Source organism: Nitrosomonas sp., from assembly GCF_040256045.1.
Taxonomy (GTDB): domain Bacteria; phylum Pseudomonadota; class Gammaproteobacteria; order Burkholderiales; family Nitrosomonadaceae; genus Nitrosomonas.
Genome location: NZ_JBDZWD010000005.1, coordinates 26,757 through 46,494 on the forward strand (window position 1 = coordinate 26,757; position 19,738 = coordinate 46,494).

Genomic DNA, 19,738 nt, shown 5'->3' on the forward strand with positions numbered 1-19,738 from the left:
TTATATATTATATAGTTACGATAATAATGAGTCTTGTATGGTTTCGGTATGGCCTGTGGATAAATTGTGAATGAAATTTTTCAATGGAGGTTTTATTCAGGTTATCCACAAATTATTCAGTTTTTTTCAACGTGGTGTCATCCGCGTAAAATATGCATCAGTGCGTTGAAATCTCTATTTATTCCCGGATCAGAAGTACGTAACTCGATGATTTTACGGTGGGCATGCAGTACGGTAGTGTGATCTCTTCCACCAAAAGCTTCACCGATATCCGGCAGACTTAGTTGGGTCAGTTCCTTAGCAATTGCCATCGCTACCTGCCGGGGACGAACGATAGTCCGGACACGCTTCTTCGAATACATGTCGGCCACTTTGATTTTGTAGTAGTCCGCCACGGTTTTCTGAATGTTTTCAATTGAAATTTGCCGGTTCTGGACTGCCAGCAGATCCTTTAACGCCTCTCTGGCCAGATCAAGGGAAATCGAATGACCGGTAAAACGTGAAAATGCCAACACCCGCTTCAGTGCACCTTCTAATTCGCGAACATTGGAACGGATATATTTGGCAATGAAAAAGGCGGTATTTTCATCCAGTTCGATTTTTTCAGTAAGTGCCTTCTTCAGCAGAATGGCTACGCGCATTTCCAGTTCAGGGGGTTCAATTGCTACGGTCAACCCCCAGCCGAACCTCGATACCAGTCGTTCTTCCAGTCCGGAAATTTCTTTCGGGTAGCAATCGGATGTAATGATCACCTGTTTGTGGGCTTCGATCAGTGCGTTGAAAGCGTAAAAGAATTCTTCCTGTGTCCGGTTTTTACCGCTAAAAAACTGGACATCATCTACCAGTAGCAGATCAAGTGAATGGTAGTAAAGTTTGAATTTGTCGAACGATTTGTGTTGATAAGCACTGACTACGTCTGACACGTATTTTTCGGCATGGACGTAGCGGATTTTGGCACCCGCATCCAGCTCCAGCGCATAATTGCCGATTGCCTGCATCAGATGAGTTTTACCCAATCCAACGCCACCGTAGATGAATAGAGGGTTGTAGGCGATACCGGGCCGTTCCGCCACTTGAATAGCACCCGCACGCGCCAGTTGATTTGCTTTTCCGGTAACGAATGCATCAAAGGTAAAACTGGCGTTGAGCCGACTGGGATTGTTTTTTTTGCTTATGGCACTTTGTGTTTTCTCCGCAGCTGGTTTTTTGTCTTCTTTGTTTTTCTGTGCCGAGGATCTGGTTGTCGAAGTTTCGCTTTCGACTAATTCTCGCAGTTCCAGCCTGAAGTTGATTTTTTCGTTGAAATGATCCTGTGCCATTTCGTCGATACGAGTGACGAAGTTATCCTTGATCCACTGCAATACGAAACGATTAGGTGCGATCAAAACCAGTGTATTTTTCTCATTCGGGCAGATTTCCAGCTTGAGTGGCTTGATCCAAGTGTTGAATTGTTGTCCGTTCAACGCCTGTTTGAAATACTTGAGACAGAAATGCCAGAAAGTTTCTATTTTCTGCATGACATATAGATGAAATGGACCTGAGTCCCGAAAAGTATTTCGGAAAATCCGGAAAAACCTGGAGGAAAAACAAACAATTAATTGCGACAGAACAGCAAACGGTTTTATCGTTGAGTAGGTGCAGGTCCCGTTTACCTGCAGAATGAGTAGTATAATGAAGTTTTCTATAGAAGGTTGCTTTATTGCATGCTATCTGTTTTACCCTATCAGAATCATTTTAAATATAATTATTAATCTCATTATCGGATGACGATTTTTGGATTCATCCTCTGATTTCCGCTTTATGAATTTAGGTAAGGTATGTTAAAAGATAACTTCATGAAAAAATCTTTAAAAATTTCTCCAGACCCGGAGAAAAATCTATCTGATTGATGATTCTTTTATACCAGAAACTTAGGAAAGCTTTTTTATCGTTTGATCGAGGCATTAGGAAATCTCTAAAAAACGTCAGCAAGGCAGTCGGTTCAAGGCAAAAGCCGGCGAAAAAATCGGAGTTTATACGTGTAAATAAGTATTTTAAGCCGATTTTTAACGCAGAAATGACAACGCAAGTAGTTTTTCAGAGGTTCCTGAGCAAGTTTCGGCTCAACTATTTGGTTATTGCCCAGTATCTGATCTTTTTTTGCTTCGCACTTACGACTCTGTCTGTTGTTGCAGAAAATAGATCTGCAACGGCCAGTGTAGATGTAATACAGGAGCAGCTGGCAAAAAATGTCTGGGAAGGGATGGATGAGGGAGAACTGATAAGACTGCGGCATTTTTATGCGCAACGCGACTATCAGCCGATCTGGACTCTGAAAAAAGATTCCGGTGTTTTACTGGATACAGTACTGAATTTTATCGGGCGAGCCGATGAAGAAGGTCTGACGAGCAGCGATTACCATATCGAAATTTTACGCAGGTTGCGTAAAGAATCTCCCGATCAGGTTTCCCTTTCGCTTGAACTGAGTACCACCCGATCCCTGCTGGCACTGATACATGACTTGTCCAATGGTCGGTTGACAGCAACTCTGGCTGATCCAGACTGGCACATTCCACAACAACGGTTCGATCCAGCGAATTTCCTGCAGCAAAGCATCGTTTCCGTGAATTCGGCAAAACAATTAGAACAAACACTGGCAAACTTGTCACCCGATGTGCCGCAATATCGCTCACTCAAACAACTGCTGATCAGGTTGCGCGCTTTGGTTGCTGCTGGCACGGTATGGACGCGGATACCGGACGATATTTCCTCGATTCATCCCAAAACCAGACATGCTGCCATTCCATTGATCCGCCAGCGGATCAGGGAAGCACACTATATTTTTGAAAAACCGGAATATGATATCGTCAGCGATGATAGCGAGTTGTACGATGATCAGTTAGAAGAAGCGATCAAAGCTTTTCAGTACCAGTACGGATTGAATACCGATGGCGTCATCGGTAAAAATACCCGGCGAGCGATGAATATGACGGCGGTTGGGCACATTCAACAGCTGCGCATTACACTTGAACGGCTGCGCTGGTTGCCCAGAGAATTTAGCAATCGTTACATTCTGGTTAACATCGCTGGATTTAATCTGGTAGCAATCCGGAATAATATGCGCGTGCTGGACATGCGTATCGTGGTCGGGCGCGACTATCGCTCTACTCCGAGTTTCAACAGCCGGATTTCTCACCTGGTTCTCAACCCATACTGGAACGTACCTGCAAGTATTGCCAGTAAGGATTTGTTGCCAAAGCAGAAACACAATCCGAATCACTTTGCTTCCGAAGGGATTCGAGTATTTTCAGATTACCATTATGAACTCGAGCTGGATCCCGATGCCATTGACTGGCACGCGTTCAGCCGTTCGTTTCCTTATGTCTTGCGGCAGGAGCCCGGCAAAAAGAATGCGCTTGGCACCATTAAATTCATGTTTCCCAATCCTTTCAGCATCTATCTGCACGATACCCCTTCTAAATCCCTGTTCCAGAGGGATATCCGCACCTTCAGCTCGGGCTGTATCCGTCTGGAAAAACCATTGAAGCTGGCAGAATTCGTACTGGGATCATCTTTTGAGAAAGCCAATATTTTGGAGAAAATCGATAGCGGCAATACACAAACCGTGTATTTACCTGAACCGATTCCTGTTTACTTGTTGTATCTGACCGCTTGGAGTGACGAGCAGGGCGAAGTCCACTTTTCGGCCGATGTCTATGGACGCGACAAACGAGCATTGGCTTATGCCCGTTGGCTGCAGCCGGAGCCGCACCTGTCACAATCTTTTTAAATCTAGTACGACTATGGAGGATGACAATGTCCGAACTTATCATGACTGATAACCTGGAAATTCTTACTGAGCAGGGCGCCAGCCGCCGTCGACTATTGCAGGCCGGTCTGGGTGCCTGTGCACTGCTTGCCATGCCAGCAGCCAATGCGGCTTATTCCCGTGTTTACGAAAAACGGGTGTCTTTGCTGAACCTGCATACAGGCGAGAGAGTCAGAACCGCCTACTGGGAACAGGGGAAATATATTCCCGAAGCTTTGCGAGCGATTGAAAAAGTGTTACGCGATCATCGATCCGGCGATATTCACCTGATCGATCCGAGGTTGATCGATCTGATGCAGCATCTGCACTATAAAACCGGGAGTTCTAAGGAATTTCAGGTGGTTTCAGGGTATCGTTCACCAGCCACCAATGCTGCGCTTTCAGTACAAAATCATGGAGTAGCCAAAAACAGTTTACACATGCAAGGTAAGGCAATCGATATCCGTCTGCCTGGTGTTCCGCTCCGTATTTTGCGCCGGGCGGCAATGTCGATGCATGCCGGCGGAGTTGGCTATTATCCAAAATCAAACTTCATTCATATCGATACTGGCAACGTCCGCTACTGGTAACCATGGTTTTCCTGGCCCTGAAACCGGCCGAAGGTTTGCATGAACTGGTTTATAAAACGTTGATCGGTATTTTCAGATACACCATACCGTTATCTTCGGTGGGCGGCAGTTGTCCCGCCCGAACGTTGATCTGAACAGATGGCAGGATCAGTACCGGCATCTCTAAAGTGGCATCCCGTGCAGTGCGCATCGCAACGAATTCATCCTCGCTGATGCCATCGTGCACATGAATGTTGTGTGCTCGTTGTTCAGCAACTGTACTTTCCCACTGTACCGAGCGATCATCGGGCGGATAGTCGTGACACATAAATAGTCTCGTTTCCGGAGGGTAATTATCCAGCAGTTTACGGATAGAACGATAAAGTTGCCGAGCATCCCCGCCAGGGAAATCAGCACGGGCCGTTCCCACATCCGGCATGAACATCGTGTCGCCGATAAAAATCGTATCCGCGAACTGGTAGGCCATGTCGGCCGGTGTATGTCCAGGCACGAAAATTGGCCTGCCTTTCAGCTCGCCTACCTCAAAAGTATCTCCATCATCGAACAAATGATCGAACTGTGAGCCATCCGGCTGGAAATCCGGCCCCATGTTGAACAGCTTCTTGAATACTTGTTGTACGCCCGGAATCCGACTGCCGATAGCGATTTTTCCACCTAGTTTCTGCTTGAGATAATGCGCAGAGGAAAGATGATCGGCATGAGCATGGGTTTCAAGAATCCAGCTTACTACCAGATCTTTTGAGCGCACGAATTTGATCAGTACATCGGCAGAATGATGGTTGGTTCTTCCGGATTTAGGGTCGTAATTGAGCACCGGGTCGATAATGGCGCAGTGCCCACCCGGCTTGTCGAATACAACATAGCTGACCGTCCACGTGACCGGATCAAAGAATGCTTGAATATTGGGTTGCATTATCGGCTCCTTGAATTTTATATTCTACTAATATATTATATTATTAAAAAATATAATATATTAGTATAATTTATCCATCAAGGAGAAAATTTATGATCGATTGGCAATCATTTACCCCTGTCAGCGCATTTACCGGCGGCATGATTATCGGCCTGGCAACGGCTTTGTTGCTGCTCATCGCCGGACGGATCGCGGGAATATCGGGGATCGTCGGCGGATTGATCGAATTACGCAGAGGAGATTTCGCTTGGCGGGCTGCCTTCGTCAGTGGATTACTGCTTGCCCCGTGGCTTTGGCATTGGCTGGGAGAATTACTCCCGGTCCGTATTGAAACCGGTCATGCCGTACTTGCACTGGCCGGGCTGGCGGTTGGGATAGGAACCCGTTATGGTTCTGGTTGTACTAGCGGCCACGGTGTCTGTGGCCTGTCACGTCTTTCACCGCGCTCGATGGTAGCGACGGTTTTATTCATGGCCGTAGGGATGGTGGTAGTTTACGTCGTTCGTCACATCTTGGGTTGAAAACACATTCATTGAGAAAGGGAAAACATGCTCGTACCGTTTGCTGCATTCCTTTCCGGGCTGATTTTTGGCCTGGGTCTGATACTGTCCGGTATGACCGATCCTGCAAAAGTGCTGTCCTTTCTGGACGTTGCCGGGCCCTGGGATCCCTCGCTGATGTTTGTCATGCTTGGTGCGATAAGTATCGGGTTTTTTGCCTTCAGGGTAGCAAAACAGCGCGGCCAGACACTGTTATCCACACCGGTCCACCTGCCCGGAATCCGCACCGTTGATCTTCGCCTGATTCTGGGCAGTCTACTGTTCGGTATGGGATGGGGGCTGGCCGGTATTTGTCCGGGTCCGGGACTGGTTCTGGCAGCATCAGGTAATGTTGAGGGTATCGTATTCGTGGTCGCCATGCTGTTAGGCATGCTCATTTTCGATCTGCTGGAAAAACACCATCAGTCAGGTTCGAATTTAAACTATCGACAACCGGGAAATATTGAAAGAAAATGACGGACCAATATACGCAGCCGGATTTCTCGGTTATGGTGGAAAAAAAGGCTGCCGCAGTCAAAGCCTGTTCCATGCTGAAGATACTGGCCAATGAAGACCGGCTGCTGATCCTGTGTCAACTAATACAAGGAAAAAAAAACGTTAGTGAACTGGAACAGATACTTGGTATCCGGCAACCTACCCTGTCACAGCAGCTCACTGTGTTGCGAGATGAAAAGCTCGTTTCTACCGAACGGCAGGGAAAGTATATTTATTACAGTCTCGCCAGTCCGGAGGCGGTGCAAATCATGAATACGCTGTTTAATGTGTACTGTCAGAACGAACATCACCATTTTCCGGATAGCGTCACTCATAACAGCAAACAATAAATTGACGATCCCGTTCGGGGTTTAAACTCTGAACATGTTGCCCGCTGTTATGCAGCCGATATGCTACTGGCAGCCTCAGAAATTTCATCTCTAAACAAGGAGAAAGTACCATGAGCGTAGCTTCTGAAACAAATTGGAACAAGCTGGATGAAAAAATAGCAGTCTCAGGCCAGATTAGTGTGGACGATGTAGCGGCAATCGCTGCAGCCGGTTACAAATCTATCATTTGTAACCGTCCCGATGGAGAAGGGGGAGAAAACCAGCCCGATAGCACGGAGCTGGAAAATGCAGCAAAAGCAGCGGGACTGCAATTCGCCTATTTACCGGTCGAAATCGGCCAGATTTCAGATGAAAAATGCATGGCTTTTCACCAATTGATGGAGACCCTGCCTGGGCCGGTGCTGGCTTTCTGCAATTCAGGCAATCGTGCTCGTGCACTGTACAGTCGTGACGTAGGCACAACCGCTACTCCTGCTGAAACCACCTCTGCAGCTTGTGACTGGGAACATGAGGCAGCAGCTGTCACCGAAGCAGATGGCGAGGCAGCCGATGCAGTCGCAGTATCGCCTGCGCTTTCGCGGGATGAGACAGCAGATAAATCAGCTGCGGTACCTTCTGCCTGCAACTGGGATAATGCTTTCGATATCGTAGTAGTAGGAGGGGGTTCAGCCGGGCTGGGGGTTACTGCCAGCCTGCTGCGCCGGCGTTCCTCCCTACGTATCGCCATTCTCGAACCAAATGACAAACATTACTACCAGCCCGCCTGGACACTGGTCGGGGGCGGTGCTTACGCGGCGGATCAAACTGTTCGTAATATGGCCGATGTCGTTCCACACGGGGCTGAGTGGATCAAGGCGGAGGTATCCGGATTTTCCCCGAATGATAATCTGGTTCATCTGGCCGATGGCCGTACCATTGGCTATCAGCAGCTGATCGTATGCCCCGGTATTCGTCTTGCTTGGGAAAAAATAGAAGGTATCCAGGAAACACTCGGTCAGAACGGCGTCACCTCCAACTACTTGTTCGATCTGGCACCTTATACCTGGTCATTAACGCAACAACTCAAAGGTGGCAAGGCGTTATTTACGCAACCTCCTATGCCGATCAAATGTGCCGGGGCGCCGCAGAAAGCGATGTATTTGTCTTGCGATTATTGGCAGCGCCAAGGAGTATTGGACAAGATCGAGGTCGAATTCGATTTGGCAGGGGCGGTACTGTTTGGTGTAGCTGATTTTGTACCACCGCTGATGGAGTATGTCCATAAGTATCACGCCAATTTGGTATTCAATTCCAATCTGGTCAAGGTTAATGGCTTGAAGAAAATTGCTACCTTTGAAATCAAGAATGAGGCAGGGGAAATCACACGCGTGGATAAACCCTTCGATATGCTGCATGTTACCCCACCCCAGGTAGCACCGGATTTTCTGCGAGACAGCCCGCTGGCAGATGCCAGTGGATTCTGTGAGGTCAATCCAAAAACGTTGCAACATACTCGTTTTGCCAATATTTTCTCTCTGGGGGATGCCTGTTCTTCCCCCAATACGAAAACAGCAGCAGCTGTCAGAAAACAGATTGTCATTGTCGCTGAAAATCTGCTGGCAGCGAAAGAGGGTCGAGAATTTCGCGCTGTTTACGATGGATACGGTGCTTGCCCGCTTACAGTTGAAAATGGCAAAGTGGTGCTGGCCGAATTTGGTTTCGGCGGAAAACTGTTGCCGACATTTCCGCTCAATCCCGTCGTTGCCAGAAAGCTCTACTGGTGGTTTAAAGTCAAACTTTTCCCGTGGCTGTACTGGGAAGGCATGCTGAAAGGGCATGAATGGCTGACGCGCTCTACCGAGACAAAATAATCCTTCATGGAAATCCAGTGGCTGGCGGTATTGCCTGGTATTTTCACCGGGCTCGTGCTGGGGCTGACCGGTTCGGGTGGCGCCATCATTGCTGTCCCGCTACTGGTTTTCGGTTTGCATACGACTATCGCGGAATCTGCACCGATTACCCTGTTGTCAATCGCCGTGTCGGCAGCAGTTGCCACTTGTACCGCCTTCATGCGGGGAATTGTCCGCTATCGGGCAGCCGCTCTCATCGCAGCTACCGGTATGCTGGTCGCACCAGCCGGGATCTGGATCGCTCGGCAATTGCCTGATTTACTGCTGACGGTATTGTTTGCTGTGGTGCTGGCTTTTGCAGCTGGTTACATGTACCGCCTGGGCAGGCGATTCGTGCAGCCGGCACTGTTAGAGGAAGCTTCTTACCCACCCTGTCAGCTCAGTCTGGAAAGTGGCCATCTGATATGGACCTTACCCTGTGCCAAAGGGTTGCTGTTTTCCGGGATGGCAACTGGTTTTCTGTCTGGCCTGCTCGGGGTGGGAGGCGGGTTCATCACTATTCCTGCGCTCAGGAAAGTATCGAACCTGCCCATGCAATCCCTGACGGCCACTGCACTTGCCATTACTGCGCTGATTTCTGTCGCTGGAGCCGTCTCGGCTGCTTCCATGGGATTTATGAACTGGCTGATCGCGCTGCCTTTTACTGGAGGCACGATTATCGGCACGCTGACAGGCAGACGATATGCTCATCATTTCGATGAAGCGAAACTGCAATACAGTTTTGTCATTCTGGCCTGGTGCATCTCGCTTGGTATGATCGTCAAGGTAATTTACTCCATCAATTTTTTGGCCCTTTCTTGACAATCCTGCTGCCCGGCAGGGAGAATCCAGCCAGCCCTGCTCGATAAAAGCAATTCACTTAATTCGCTGATTCGTTTAATTAACCTTTTCTGCTCGCTTATGACCGAAAAGAGTGCACAGTCTGCAAACGAGAAATTCCGCATTGATAAATGGCTGTTTGCCGCGCGCTTTTACAAGACACGCTCACAGGCTGCTGATGCGATCGAACGGAGGCAGGTGCAGGTCAACGGTATGCGGGCCAAGCCTTCCAGAATTCTGAGTACGGGTGATCTGCTCGCTATTCGTATCGGGCCTTATCATCATCTGGTAAAAGTACTGGTGTTATCCAATCAGCGCAGATCCGCCACTGAAGCTCGCCTGCTTTATCAGGAAACGGAAGAGAGCCGGCAGATGCGTGAGACCGTGGCAGAAAACCTCAAATCGCAGCCGACTCCGCCGCGTTTCGCCGGTAAAGGTAGACCCACCAAGCGTGCCCGGCGTGATCTGGAGCATTTCATGAGCGAGAAATGATCTCGCACGCTCAAACCCTGCTCAGAGAAATTTTCGGTTACAGCGAATTTCGCGGCAAGCAGGCCGAAATCATCACCCATGTAGTGAATGGAGATAGCTGCCTGGTACTGATGCCTACCGGCGGCGGCAAATCATTGTGTTACCAGATTCCCGCATTATTGAGAAAAGGTACGGCTATCGTCATCTCTCCACTGATTGCACTGATGGAAAATCAGGTGGCCGTACTGTGCCGACAAGGGGTGCGGGCAGCGTATGTAAATTCAGCGCTGGCACCCGAAGCTGCGATGGCCATCGAACAGAGGATGCTGGCGGGAGAGTATGATCTGGTCTACGTTGCACCGGAAAGACTGTTGACTGTTCGGTTCCGTGCACTGCTACAGCGTATCCCCATTGCTCTGTTTGCCATCGACGAAGCACATTGTGTTTCCCAATGGGGACATGATTTCCGGCCGGAATACGGCAAATTGTCAATTCTGCCGGAGAAATTTCCGCAAATACCGCGCATTGCCTTGACTGCCAGCGCCGATACCAGAACCCGCACGGATATCCTGCGTTGCTTGGATTTATATCAGGCTCGCTCCTTTATCAGCAGCTTTGATCGCCCTAATCTTTGCTACCGCATTACGGCAAGATCCAATAGCCGGCTACAGTTGTTGAAATTCATCAGTAGCTACCACCCAGGAGAGGCGGGTATCATTTATTGTCAATCCCGAAAAAAGGTTGAGGAAACAGCCGCTTGGCTCAATACTAATCATATTCAGGCGCTTGCTTACCATGCGGGTATGGAAACCTCCATTCGTACCCGGAACCAGAAAAAATTTATGCAGGAAAACGGTATCGTGATGGTTGCCACTTCCGCATTCGGGTTGGGTATTGACAAATCGGACATCCGTTTTGTCGCACATCTGGATTTGCCCAAAAGTATCGAAAGCTATTATCAGGAAACTGGGCGTGCCGGACGTGATGGTCTGCCAGCCAATGCATGGATGGTTTACGGGCCTGGTGACATTATCCGGCTACGATCCCAGATCGAATCCAGTACGGAGCAGCTGTCTGCTTCAATCAGACAGGCGGCTGTTGCCCGGCTGGATGCACTGCTGACATTATGTGAAACAACAACTTGCCGCAGAAAACCGTTACTCGACTATTTCGGTGAGCCAACCGACAATCTTCCGTGTGGCAATTGCGATATCTGCCTGGAGACGACACTCGTTCAGGATGCCACGGTTGCTGCTCAGAAAGTATTGTCCTGTGTTTACCGGACGGGTCAATGTTTTGGTATGGAGTATCTGATCGATGTTCTGACCGGAAAACGGACAGATCGTATTAGGCAATGGGGGCATGACTGCATCAGTACTTTTGGTATCGGCCATGAATTGAGTGTTGAAGGCTGGCGTATCGTTTTCAGGCACCTGCTGGCGCTGGGCTATCTCGTTGCTGGTGAGGATCGTGCTGGCGGAGAGCGTATTGCCCTGCAGTTGACGCCGTCGGCTAGAAATATATTACGTGGTGAGGCTTGCATAAAACTCCGGCTTTCACGTCATCATCATTCAGCGCCACACCAGCAGATTTCCACTGATTTGTGTGTACCATCATCACATAACCAGGTTTTTAGCCGCGAACTGCAAATAAAGTGTGGCGGGTAACGTTCTACCTCCTTTAGTTACTATCTGATTTGTTCCACGAGTTGTGCAGCGAACTGAAAGAATTTCTATGGATATGATCAGAGTGTTGCAATAACACAACATAATTCGACCCAAAAAGTGTAAAAAGCTTATTTAATGTTGCACAGCAGATTCTGCTTGGGCACAATCCATTCAACCCTTCTGACCGGAAGGTAGGAAGCACGTAACACTTTCAGTCAGGTTGGAACAGAAGTAGTGAAGAATGTGGGAAGCACGGTATTACGATCTATCTTTATTGACCTAGGTTATTTTTCTTTAAGGAGAGTTTCAAATGAATAAAAGACTGATTGCACTGGCAGTGGCCGGCGCATTGGCAGCTCCGCTGGCAGCTTCAGCGGAAGGTACACATGTCACTATTTTCGGTCGCTTGCAGGCTGAATATGCAACTATTGATATGGACGGGTTCAATTCACAAACCGCTGTATCGGATGATGCGCTGCAATCGCGCTGGGGCCTGCAGATTGCTGAAGATCTGGGTGCAGGGTTACGTGCCATTGGCCGTATCGAGTACTCACTCAATCCAGGCGGTGGTGAGGATAGACACCTGGCTCGGGAGCAATGGGTAGGACTGGGTGGTGATCAATGGGGTGAACTGAAATTTGGTCGCGTTCAATCGGTACTCAAAGATTTTGCTGGTGGTCATACTGTTGATCCATTTGCCTACACCAGTTTGCATGCGAATGGTAGTGGTGGCTTGATGGCTTCCTCCGATAATGGTTATGGTTCAGGCGACCATGGTTTTGTCAACAGTGCCATACGTTTTGACTCACCGGTAGTAGAAGGTTTCTCCGTAGCAGGTTTGCTGATGCCGGGCGATGCGGACAAAAATGACCCAGCACGCATCAATGACTTAACATATGCTGGTGGTGAGAACGGTGAATGGGATTTTCAAGTTGCTGCCAAGTATAGCGGACAGTTTGATGCGGTTGGCGTGGATGTGTTTGGTGCTTACTCCCGGGATAATGTCAGTACTTACCAAAAATCAGGATTAGGGCTGCTAGGTGCTGCACCTAAGGATGAACAAATCTGGCGTGGTGGTGCAATCTTCAGCGTAGGAGATTTCCGTCTGCGTGGTCAGTATGAGCGTGTGTACAATGCCAATCCGTATGGTGGTGCAGCAAGTTGTACCCATGCATCTGCTTTCGGAGATTATAATCCGGCCAGTCCTACTCAAAGTGCTGATGGTGGCCGCGGTCAGTGTAACTCCGCTATGAACCCGAACGGTAACGGTGATCTGTGGATAGCAGGTGCTGACTACACGATTGGCAATACCACGTTGGTTGCACAAGGTGGTATGACTACAGCGAAAAAGACTGGTGAGGTTTTGACGTTGGATCCATATTATGCAAAACGTAATGTTGAAAACATCACTGTCGGTGTGATTCATAATCTGAGCCGTCGTTCCAGCCTGTTTGGTGGTTACCAGCGCGTTTGGGTGAAAGACAGAAATCTCGTAGCAGGTGCAGATACTGATCGTAACGTCTACTCAGTAGGTGTACGCCACGATTTCTAATCGGTAACGATCAGATAATCAAACGGTTGTAAAAAGGAAGGGGCAGAGTAATCTGTCCCTTTTTTGTATCTATCTGAATCTGTTGTTGAGATTGTTCATGGGGAAGCCGGCCGATAAGCCGGGTTCTGTCGTGGACAGTCATTCCTCTAGGCATACAGTTACCCGTATGCTCCAGCGATCTACCCGCAGACTCAGCGAGCAGCGTCATCATCTGCCTATTTGATCTTGCTCCGGATGGAGGTTACCGCGTTTCACCGTAACTTAATACGCTCGTCTCTGTGGCCCTGTTCCTCACCTCACGGCGGCCGGCCGTTAACCGGCATCCTGCTCTGTGGAGCCCGGACTTTCCTCTCCCTGTTACCAGGCAGCGACTGTCTAGCCAGCTTCCTCAGTGATTCTAACAGAGTCGTAAACCGAACTCATAATTTCCAACCAGGTAAGGATCCAAAAGCATTCAAGTTGAATTTCCAGCAGAAAAACCTTGACCCGTTTTTTTAAATCAGTTATAAAAAATTTCACTTCATAACGTGGAGTGAAAAGAAAAAATATAGTCAACTACCGGTCTGACTACTCAGACAGTTCATTAGTTTATTAGTTCACGGGTAGCCATTTTACGGTCAGTTATATTGTTAATCGTTTTTCTGGTCAGGGGGAGTGACGTTGTCTGACCTGGAAAAACAATAATTTCAATTTTATATTGAGAAAGGTACTCATCGATGAAAAAGCAGATAGCGGGTCTGGTGCTTCTGGGTCTAGCATGTACTGCAACAAGTGTGTCTGCCGAGGAAGACAGGGAGCTCAGGCAGAAAGTGGAGGCCTTGGAGGCAAAGATTGCTGATCTTGAGGGACGATCAGAAAACGAAGAGCATGGCGATAGCCACGGATTCGATAAACATAAGTTTCATGGAGGGGTAGTTCTGAAGCAAGATGCTTTTTTTGGCTTCCAGACTATCTTAGATGCGGGTTATGAAGTTGCTGATAATATCGATTTCACGTTCTACTCGTGGTTATGGACCAATCCCAATTTCGGGAAAAGCAGTGTGGTGTCAGGGCCGACAGGTGATACCGTCAATGCGGGTGGACAGGGACTCTGGACAGAGTTTGGTATTGGTCTGAATTTCAGGTTTCTTGACAATACGTTGAGCATTAATCCCAATATCGGGATGCTGAACGGTTCGCTGTTGTCTTCTGAAGTTGTCGGTAAGGATATTCGTGCTGGTGAAGGGGTTGTACCTAACCTGGTCGTTAATTACGATGACGATTATTTTACAGCGAACCTCTACGTTGCTTACTACATGGCTACCCGTGGTCCGCGTGCAAGGGATTTTTTGCATAACTGGATCAATGTCGGGGTAAAACCTGCCTTGTTTGGTGTGGGTAAGGCATTACCGATCAATTCCGTCGGAATTCACTGGGAACACCTTTGGGCAGCTAAAAATCGTATAGATAGCAGCCTGGAGGGAGTTGTATATAATTGGGTGGGCCCTTACATCGAATTTGGCCTGCCGAAAAATCTTGCTTTGCGTTTTGCAGGTGGATTCGATGTGAAGAGTGATGTATCCAATAATTTTTATCAAGCCAGTATCAAACTTAACTTTTGATAAAAACAATTCATTGCTACGTAACCCCATTTCTAAAAAGGGGTTACGTAGCAATCTCATAATTCCTGTTCTCGTACTGAAATAATTCATAACACGAACTTGCCGGCTTGATTACGACGGCAAGCGTTAATTTTATCCGCCTTCTATCAGGCAAGATTCAGCGGTGTAGTGTTTTCCAGCAACTCGAGCATGCCTTGCAGTGCCATGGCGACGGATTGGCGTCGGATGGCTTCACGGTTGCCACTGAACCGGCATGTTTTGCTGTTTGCCGATGTCGCAGAGGCGTTTTCGAGCATCCAGGCGAAACATACGGTACCGACCGGTTTTTCTACAGAATCACCAGCAGGACCAGCGATACCGGTTACGGATACCGCTGCCTGTGCCTCGCTTTGAGCAAGCGCGCCCAGCGCCATTTCCCGGGCTGTTTGTTCGGAGACGGCACCAAATTGTACAAGAGTGGATTGTTGTACATGCACCATTTGCTGCTTGGATGAGTTGCTGTAGGTGATAAAGCCACAGTCATACCAGGCGGAACTGCCGGGAATGGTAGTGATGATCTGCCCGATCCAGCCGCCCGTACAGGATTCTGCCGAAACCAGTTTCAATCCGTTTTGTTCGAGTAACTTCCCGGTTTGCCGGGCGAGTTCCAGCAAGGTTGCGTCATCCGGAATAATGGGGGAGGTGTTCAAAAGTAACTTTGAAACAGAACCATCGATTTCCAGCCTGCGAGGCAAAGCAGAGTGTAGAACGCTGCCATCAGGTCATCCAGCATGACACCCAATCCACCCTTGAGTTTAGCATCCAGATAACCGATAGGTGCGGGTTTGACGATATCGAAAAAACGAAACAGGAAAAAAGCAGCAAGCTGCCAGGTCCAGTGATTCGGGGTAAAAAACAGTACCAGCATGAAAGCGACGATTTCATCCCATACCATGCCGGAATGATCGGGTGAATTAAGAGCCCGGCCGGTGACTGCACATGCCCAGATGCCCATAATGAAAAAAACATCGATGATCAACAGTAGCGATACTGGTTCGATGATTGAATCGAGAAAATGATAAAACGGAATAGCAGCGAGGGTACCAGCGGTACCTGGCATGTAGCGAATCAGGCCAATACCGGCGCCCATGGCGATGAAATGCGCAAGCCGGACGTGTACGAAAGTGATATCCGGTTTGATCGGAATTTGGCGTTGTGGTGAATAATTATCGGGCAGAGAAGTGATCATAGCCTTTATTCTTAAAGATTAGCAGGTCATCGTCAGTACCGAGAACGGTCAACCCTTTTCCCGGCGTGATTTTTCCAATGCGGGAAAGCAGGATACCGGATTCCTGCGCCAGCCGAGTGACAGCATCGCGCCTGTTTTCCGATACAGTGAAACATAGCTCATAATCATCACCGCCCCTCAGTAAACAGTCAATGGCTAATTGACGGATGGTATTTGTGACGGTGTTTTCCGGTTGTAGTTTATTTTTCAATGCTGGAGAGCGGGGGATGCGGTCAAAATCAATCGTGGCTGCAACGCCGGAGCGATCCAGAATATGGCCCAGATCAGCCAGCAGGCCATCTGAAATATCGATGGCGCTGCGTGCCACATTTACCAGGGCTTTTCCAAGGGAGATACGGGGCATGGGGGTATGTAACGCAGCCAGACAGGACACGGCTTCCTGCGCTGTCAGTGTTACGTGCTGTTGCAGGAATTGCAGCGCCAGAGCGGCATCACCCAGATAACCGGATACCCAGATATCATCTCCCGGTCTGGCGCCACTGCGTCGGAGGGCTTTTTCTCGTTCGACCTCACCAATGATCTGTACGCTGATATTGAGCGGACCCCCCGTCGTATCTCCCCCTATCAGCTCGACCTGGTACTGGTCGGCCAGTGCAAAAAATCCACTGGAAAATGCTTTTAGCCAGGTATCATCTTGTGCGAGGGCTTCGGTCAATGTCAGGGAGAGGGTTGCCCAGCGCGGTGTGGCGCCCATGGCGGCCATATCGGAAAGGTTGACGGCCAGCACTTTATGTCCCAGTGTGGCAGGATCGACATCGGAAAAAAAATGTCGCCCTGCAACCAGAGTATCGATTGATATTGCCCAATCCATTCCTGGTTTGCAGGCAATCAGTGCGGCATCATCACCCGGCCCAAGCAAGGTATTGTGCCAGGGACGGATAAAGTAGCGATCGATTACATCAAATTCTGAGTTCATAGTCGCTTATCGTAAGCACGGCAGGAAGACTGTCAATGGGTGCAGCGCCGTGATGGTTTAACTGGAATCTTTATTTCGTGCAGGCGGGTATTGAAGTTCGACGGCACGCAACCGGGCAGCCAATTTATCCAGCACACCATTGACGTATTTGTGTCCGTCCGTTCCACCATAGCTTTTGGCCAGTTCAATGGCTTCGTTGATGATGGCACGACAGGGAATTTCAGGGCGGTAAACTATTTCATAGGTGCCGATCAAGAGAATCGAACATTCCACGGGACTGAGTTCAGCCATTTGTCGATCGAGATGCGGCTGGATCTGTGTTTGCAAGTCGGCAGCGTGTTCCAGGATACCTTGCAGCAAATCGGAGAAATAGGGACCATCTGCCTTACTGAAAAAGCTGACTTGCTGTAGTTGTATACCAATGTCCCGAGCGTTGCCTCCGGTGACTTGCCATTGGTAAATTCCCTGCAAGGCGAGTTCGCGCGATAGGCGACGGCGGTTTTTGTAGCCTTTATGGCTTTGTGCCCGTTTCACGGGAGAAGTGGCTTCTGTTGACATTATGCGGGAGCAGATTGATCCATTTCATCGAGAGCCAAGACCAGATTGGCCATCTCTACTACGACACGCGCTGTCTCCCTCCCTTTTTCAGCCATGCGGGTGGTAGCCTGATCTTCATCATCAGTCGTAAGAATACCGTTTGCAATCGGAATGTTGTATTCCCGTCCGACGGCTGCCAGTCCCTGTGCCGATTCATTGGCGACCACTTCAAAATGATAGGTTTCGCCGCGTATTACTGCACCTAGGGCAATCAGTGCGTCAAACCGATCTGATGCAGCCAGCTTTTGCAGGGCGATTGGAATTTCCAATGCACCGGGAACAGTTATCAGAACAATATCCGCTTCCTGTACGCCTAATCTGGCGAGCTCTGTCGTACAAGCTCCGAGTAATCCTTCGCTTACGTCGATATTGAAACGGCTCATGACAATACCGATGCATAACCCGTTTCCATCGAGGTCTGAATCTATTTCCAGAATATTGTCATAGTAGGACATAACGTGTACCTCCTTGTTGAGATCGGCTTATTCTCTGCTACAGGTAAAGAACTGTTTTACTCGTGAGTATGGTTTCCCGGTTCTATATACCCGGCAACTTCCAGACTGAAGCCAGTCATGCTGGGCATGCGGCGAGGAGTAGCCAGCAAGCGCATTTTGCTGACTCCAAGATCCTTGAGAATCTGTGCGCCGATACCATGTTGGCGCAGATCCGGCACAGGTTTGTCCGGTTGACGTGATCTGGCCTGCAAAATCCGCTCAGTTAGCACGCTGGCGTCATTCTTGCGATGCAGTAGTACAACCACTCCTTTTCCAGTTTGTGCAACGGCTGCCATGGCGTTATGAATGCTCCAAGAGTGGCTGTGATCATCAACTTCCAGCAGATCGATCACCGATAGGGGTTCATGTACCCTTACTAATACTTCTTCGCCGATATTCCATGTGCCTTTTACCAGCGCGATATGAGTTACACCGGCAATCTTATCATGGTAGGCAATCAGCCTGAATTCGCCGTAGGCAGTGTGCAGGGGGCGCTCGGCAAAACGTGATACCAGACTTTCCGTGAGGCTGCGATGATGGATGAGATCAGCAATCGTCCCGATCTTGAGAGCGTGTTTGTCGGCAAATTCGATCAAATCCGGCAATCGTGCCATTTCGCCATTTTCTTTCAGAATCTCACAGATCACCGCAGCTTCGCTCAAACCTGCCAGACGCCCCAGATCACAGCCTGCTTCGGTATGGCCGGCGCGTGCCAACACACCACCTTTCTGTGCCTTGAGCGGGAAAATATGACCTGGCTGAACCAGATCTTCCGGTCTGGCGTCTGCCTTGACAGCTGCTTGAACGGTTCGGGCACGATCGGACGCGGAAATTCCGGTCGTCACGCCCGTGGCTGCTTCGATGGAAACGGTGAAGTTGGTGCCGAGTGGTGAATGGTTGTCCGCCACCATCATGGGTAGCTTGAGCTGGTGGCAGCGTTCTTCCGTCAATGTCAGGCAGATCAGTCCTCTGCCATATCTAGCCATGAAATTGATTGCGTCGGGTGTAACAAAATCGGCGGCCAGTACCAGATCACCTTCATTCTCGCGATCTTCCTCGTCGATCAGAATGACCATTTTTCTATTTCTGAAATCTGCCAGAATTTCTTCAGTCGAGGAAATCGTCATGGTTGTATGCCTTGGGCCTGATCGAGTAAACGTGCCACATATTTCGCTATCATATCGGTTTCTAGATTCACTTTCTTGCCGGGTTCAAACTGCCTGAAAGTCGTATTGGCCAATGTATGGGGAATCAGGTTGATTTCAACCCGTTCGGCATCTATCTGATTCACAGTGAGGCTAACACCATCCACCGTGATCGAACCTTTGGGAATGATGTATTTGAGCAGTTGGAGAGGTAGTTCGATTGCCAGCAGGCAGCGATCACCTATCTGCGTAAATTCCATGACCTCGCCGATCCCTTCCACATGGCCACTGACCAGATGGCCGTCTAGCCGGCCGGAAAACCGCAATGCTTTTTCCAAATTGACCAGGTTGCCAGGAATGTCCAGCCCGTGCGTGCAACTCAGCGTTTCACCGGAGACATCAACGGTAAAGCATTCTTCTTCAAATGCAGTGACGGTCAGGCAGGCGCCATTGACAGCAATACTATCGCCAATGGTGACATCTGCCAGATCCAGTTTACCGGGATCGATGTGGATGCGTACCGCATCCTTTTCTGGATGGACGTGTCTGATGCTGCCAACTGCTTCGATGATTCCTGTGAACATGTTTTTCCGGGTTTTGAATAAATCCTACAGTAAACAGATGA

20 protein-coding genes and 1 other RNA gene are annotated in these 19,738 nt (G+C 49.0%); 11 read left to right on the top strand and 10 right to left on the bottom strand.

Translation table 11 applies throughout. The annotated features are described in order from the left end of the window. Positions 1-137: 137 nt before the first annotated feature. Positions 138-1,517: a chromosomal replication initiator protein DnaA gene (dnaA, locus tag ABUL11_RS01905; protein WP_350282176.1), complete on the bottom strand. Its 1,380-nt coding sequence runs from the start codon at positions 1,515-1,517 to the stop codon at positions 138-140. A 539-nt stretch (positions 1,518-2,056) separates the two neighbouring features. Here dnaA and ABUL11_RS01910 point away from each other — a divergent pair. Together ABUL11_RS01910 and mepK are read left to right on the top strand one after the other, a co-directional pair. Continuing rightward, positions 2,057-3,769, top strand: coding sequence for a L,D-transpeptidase family protein (locus ABUL11_RS01910; RefSeq protein WP_350282177.1), 1,713 nt, complete (start codon positions 2,057-2,059; stop codon positions 3,767-3,769). A 26-nt stretch (positions 3,770-3,795) separates the two neighbouring features. Next, the gene (gene mepK / locus ABUL11_RS01915; protein ID WP_350282178.1) at positions 3,796-4,377 is read left to right on the top strand and encodes a peptidoglycan L,D-endopeptidase MepK; all 582 of its coding nucleotides are present in this window, start codon (positions 3,796-3,798) and stop codon (positions 4,375-4,377) included. Between the two features lie 49 nt (positions 4,378-4,426). Here mepK and ABUL11_RS01920 read toward each other — a convergent pair whose 3' ends face one another. Continuing rightward, positions 4,427-5,290: an MBL fold metallo-hydrolase gene (locus ABUL11_RS01920; protein WP_350282179.1), complete on the bottom strand. Its 864-nt coding sequence runs from the start codon at positions 5,288-5,290 to the stop codon at positions 4,427-4,429. A gap of 92 nt (positions 5,291-5,382) precedes the next feature. Between ABUL11_RS01920 and ABUL11_RS01925 the strand changes: the two genes are divergently transcribed. From ABUL11_RS01925 to ABUL11_RS01960, 8 genes are all read left to right on the top strand, one after another. Continuing rightward, a complete protein-coding gene (locus tag ABUL11_RS01925; RefSeq protein ID WP_350282180.1) occupies positions 5,383-5,811 on the top strand; it encodes a YeeE/YedE family protein in 429 nt (142 codons plus the stop codon). 27 nt (positions 5,812-5,838) lie between these two features. Continuing rightward, complete coding sequence (locus tag ABUL11_RS01930) at positions 5,839-6,306, top strand: DUF6691 family protein (protein WP_350282181.1); 468 nt, start codon at positions 5,839-5,841, stop codon at positions 6,304-6,306. Then, the gene (locus ABUL11_RS01935) at positions 6,303-6,674 is read left to right on the top strand and encodes an ArsR/SmtB family transcription factor (protein WP_350282182.1); all 372 of its coding nucleotides are present in this window, start codon (positions 6,303-6,305) and stop codon (positions 6,672-6,674) included. The genes ABUL11_RS01930 and ABUL11_RS01935 overlap by 4 nt, the downstream gene beginning before the upstream one ends. 110 nt (positions 6,675-6,784) lie before the next feature. After that, entirely contained in the window at positions 6,785-8,524 is a 1,740-nt protein-coding gene (locus ABUL11_RS01940; RefSeq protein WP_350282183.1) for a bifunctional protein tyrosine phosphatase family protein/NAD(P)/FAD-dependent oxidoreductase, read from the top strand. 6 nt (positions 8,525-8,530) lie between these two features. Further along, positions 8,531-9,364 carry a sulfite exporter TauE/SafE family protein gene (locus ABUL11_RS01945; protein WP_350282184.1) on the top strand — a complete coding sequence of 278 codons (834 nt, stop codon included), beginning with the start codon at positions 8,531-8,533 and terminating at the stop codon, positions 9,362-9,364. 99 nt (positions 9,365-9,463) lie between these two features. Then, entirely contained in the window at positions 9,464-9,874 is a 411-nt protein-coding gene (locus ABUL11_RS01950; RefSeq protein WP_350282185.1) for an RNA-binding S4 domain-containing protein, read from the top strand. Then, entirely contained in the window at positions 9,871-11,520 is a 1,650-nt protein-coding gene (gene recQ, locus ABUL11_RS01955; protein ID WP_350282186.1) for a DNA helicase RecQ, read from the top strand. Before ABUL11_RS01950 ends, recQ begins: the two co-directional genes overlap by 4 nt. Before the next feature lie 310 nt (positions 11,521-11,830). Next, positions 11,831-13,072: a porin gene (locus ABUL11_RS01960; protein WP_350282187.1), complete on the top strand. Its 1,242-nt coding sequence runs from the start codon at positions 11,831-11,833 to the stop codon at positions 13,070-13,072. A 98-nt stretch (positions 13,073-13,170) separates the two neighbouring features. Here ABUL11_RS01960 and rnpB read toward each other — a convergent pair. Next, positions 13,171-13,459, bottom strand: an RNA gene (gene rnpB / locus ABUL11_RS01965) — RNase P RNA component class A. 329 nt (positions 13,460-13,788) lie between these two features. On the opposite strand from rnpB, the gene ABUL11_RS01970 reads away from it, so the two are divergent. Then, positions 13,789-14,673 (top strand): DUF6733 family protein, encoded by an 885-nt coding sequence (locus ABUL11_RS01970; protein ID WP_350282188.1) that lies wholly within the window; start codon positions 13,789-13,791, stop codon positions 14,671-14,673. Positions 14,674-14,819: 146 nt separating this feature from the next. Here the strand turns inward: ABUL11_RS01970 and ABUL11_RS01975 are convergent, their stop codons facing one another. From ABUL11_RS01975 to ABUL11_RS02005, 7 genes are read right to left on the bottom strand one after another with little or no spacing between them, the layout of a single operon-like run. Next, the gene (locus tag ABUL11_RS01975) at positions 14,820-15,362 is read right to left on the bottom strand and encodes a CinA family protein (protein ID WP_350282189.1); all 543 of its coding nucleotides are present in this window, start codon (positions 15,360-15,362) and stop codon (positions 14,820-14,822) included. After that, a complete protein-coding gene (locus ABUL11_RS01980) occupies positions 15,359-15,901 on the bottom strand; it encodes a phosphatidylglycerophosphatase A family protein (RefSeq protein ID WP_350282190.1) in 543 nt (180 codons plus the stop codon). The genes ABUL11_RS01975 and ABUL11_RS01980 overlap by 4 nt, the downstream gene beginning before the upstream one ends. After that, complete coding sequence (gene thiL / locus ABUL11_RS01985) at positions 15,879-16,877, bottom strand: thiamine-phosphate kinase (RefSeq protein WP_350282191.1); 999 nt, start codon at positions 16,875-16,877, stop codon at positions 15,879-15,881. Before thiL ends, ABUL11_RS01980 begins: the two co-directional genes overlap by 23 nt. Before the next feature lie 57 nt (positions 16,878-16,934). Continuing rightward, positions 16,935-17,435, bottom strand: coding sequence for a transcription antitermination factor NusB (gene nusB / locus ABUL11_RS01990; RefSeq protein WP_396956034.1), 501 nt, complete (start codon positions 17,433-17,435; stop codon positions 16,935-16,937). Next, positions 17,435-17,929 (bottom strand): 6,7-dimethyl-8-ribityllumazine synthase, encoded by a 495-nt coding sequence (ribH, locus tag ABUL11_RS01995; RefSeq protein ID WP_350282192.1) that lies wholly within the window; start codon positions 17,927-17,929, stop codon positions 17,435-17,437. Before ribH ends, nusB begins: the two co-directional genes overlap by 1 nt. 56 nt (positions 17,930-17,985) lie before the next feature. Further along, positions 17,986-19,095, bottom strand: coding sequence for a bifunctional 3,4-dihydroxy-2-butanone-4-phosphate synthase/GTP cyclohydrolase II (gene ribBA / locus ABUL11_RS02000; protein ID WP_350282193.1), 1,110 nt, complete (start codon positions 19,093-19,095; stop codon positions 17,986-17,988). Next, positions 19,092-19,697, bottom strand: a complete 606-nt coding sequence (locus ABUL11_RS02005) for a riboflavin synthase (protein ID WP_350282194.1) — start codon at positions 19,695-19,697, stop codon at positions 19,092-19,094. Before ABUL11_RS02005 ends, ribBA begins: the two co-directional genes overlap by 4 nt. Between the last annotated feature and the right edge of the window lie 41 nt (positions 19,698-19,738).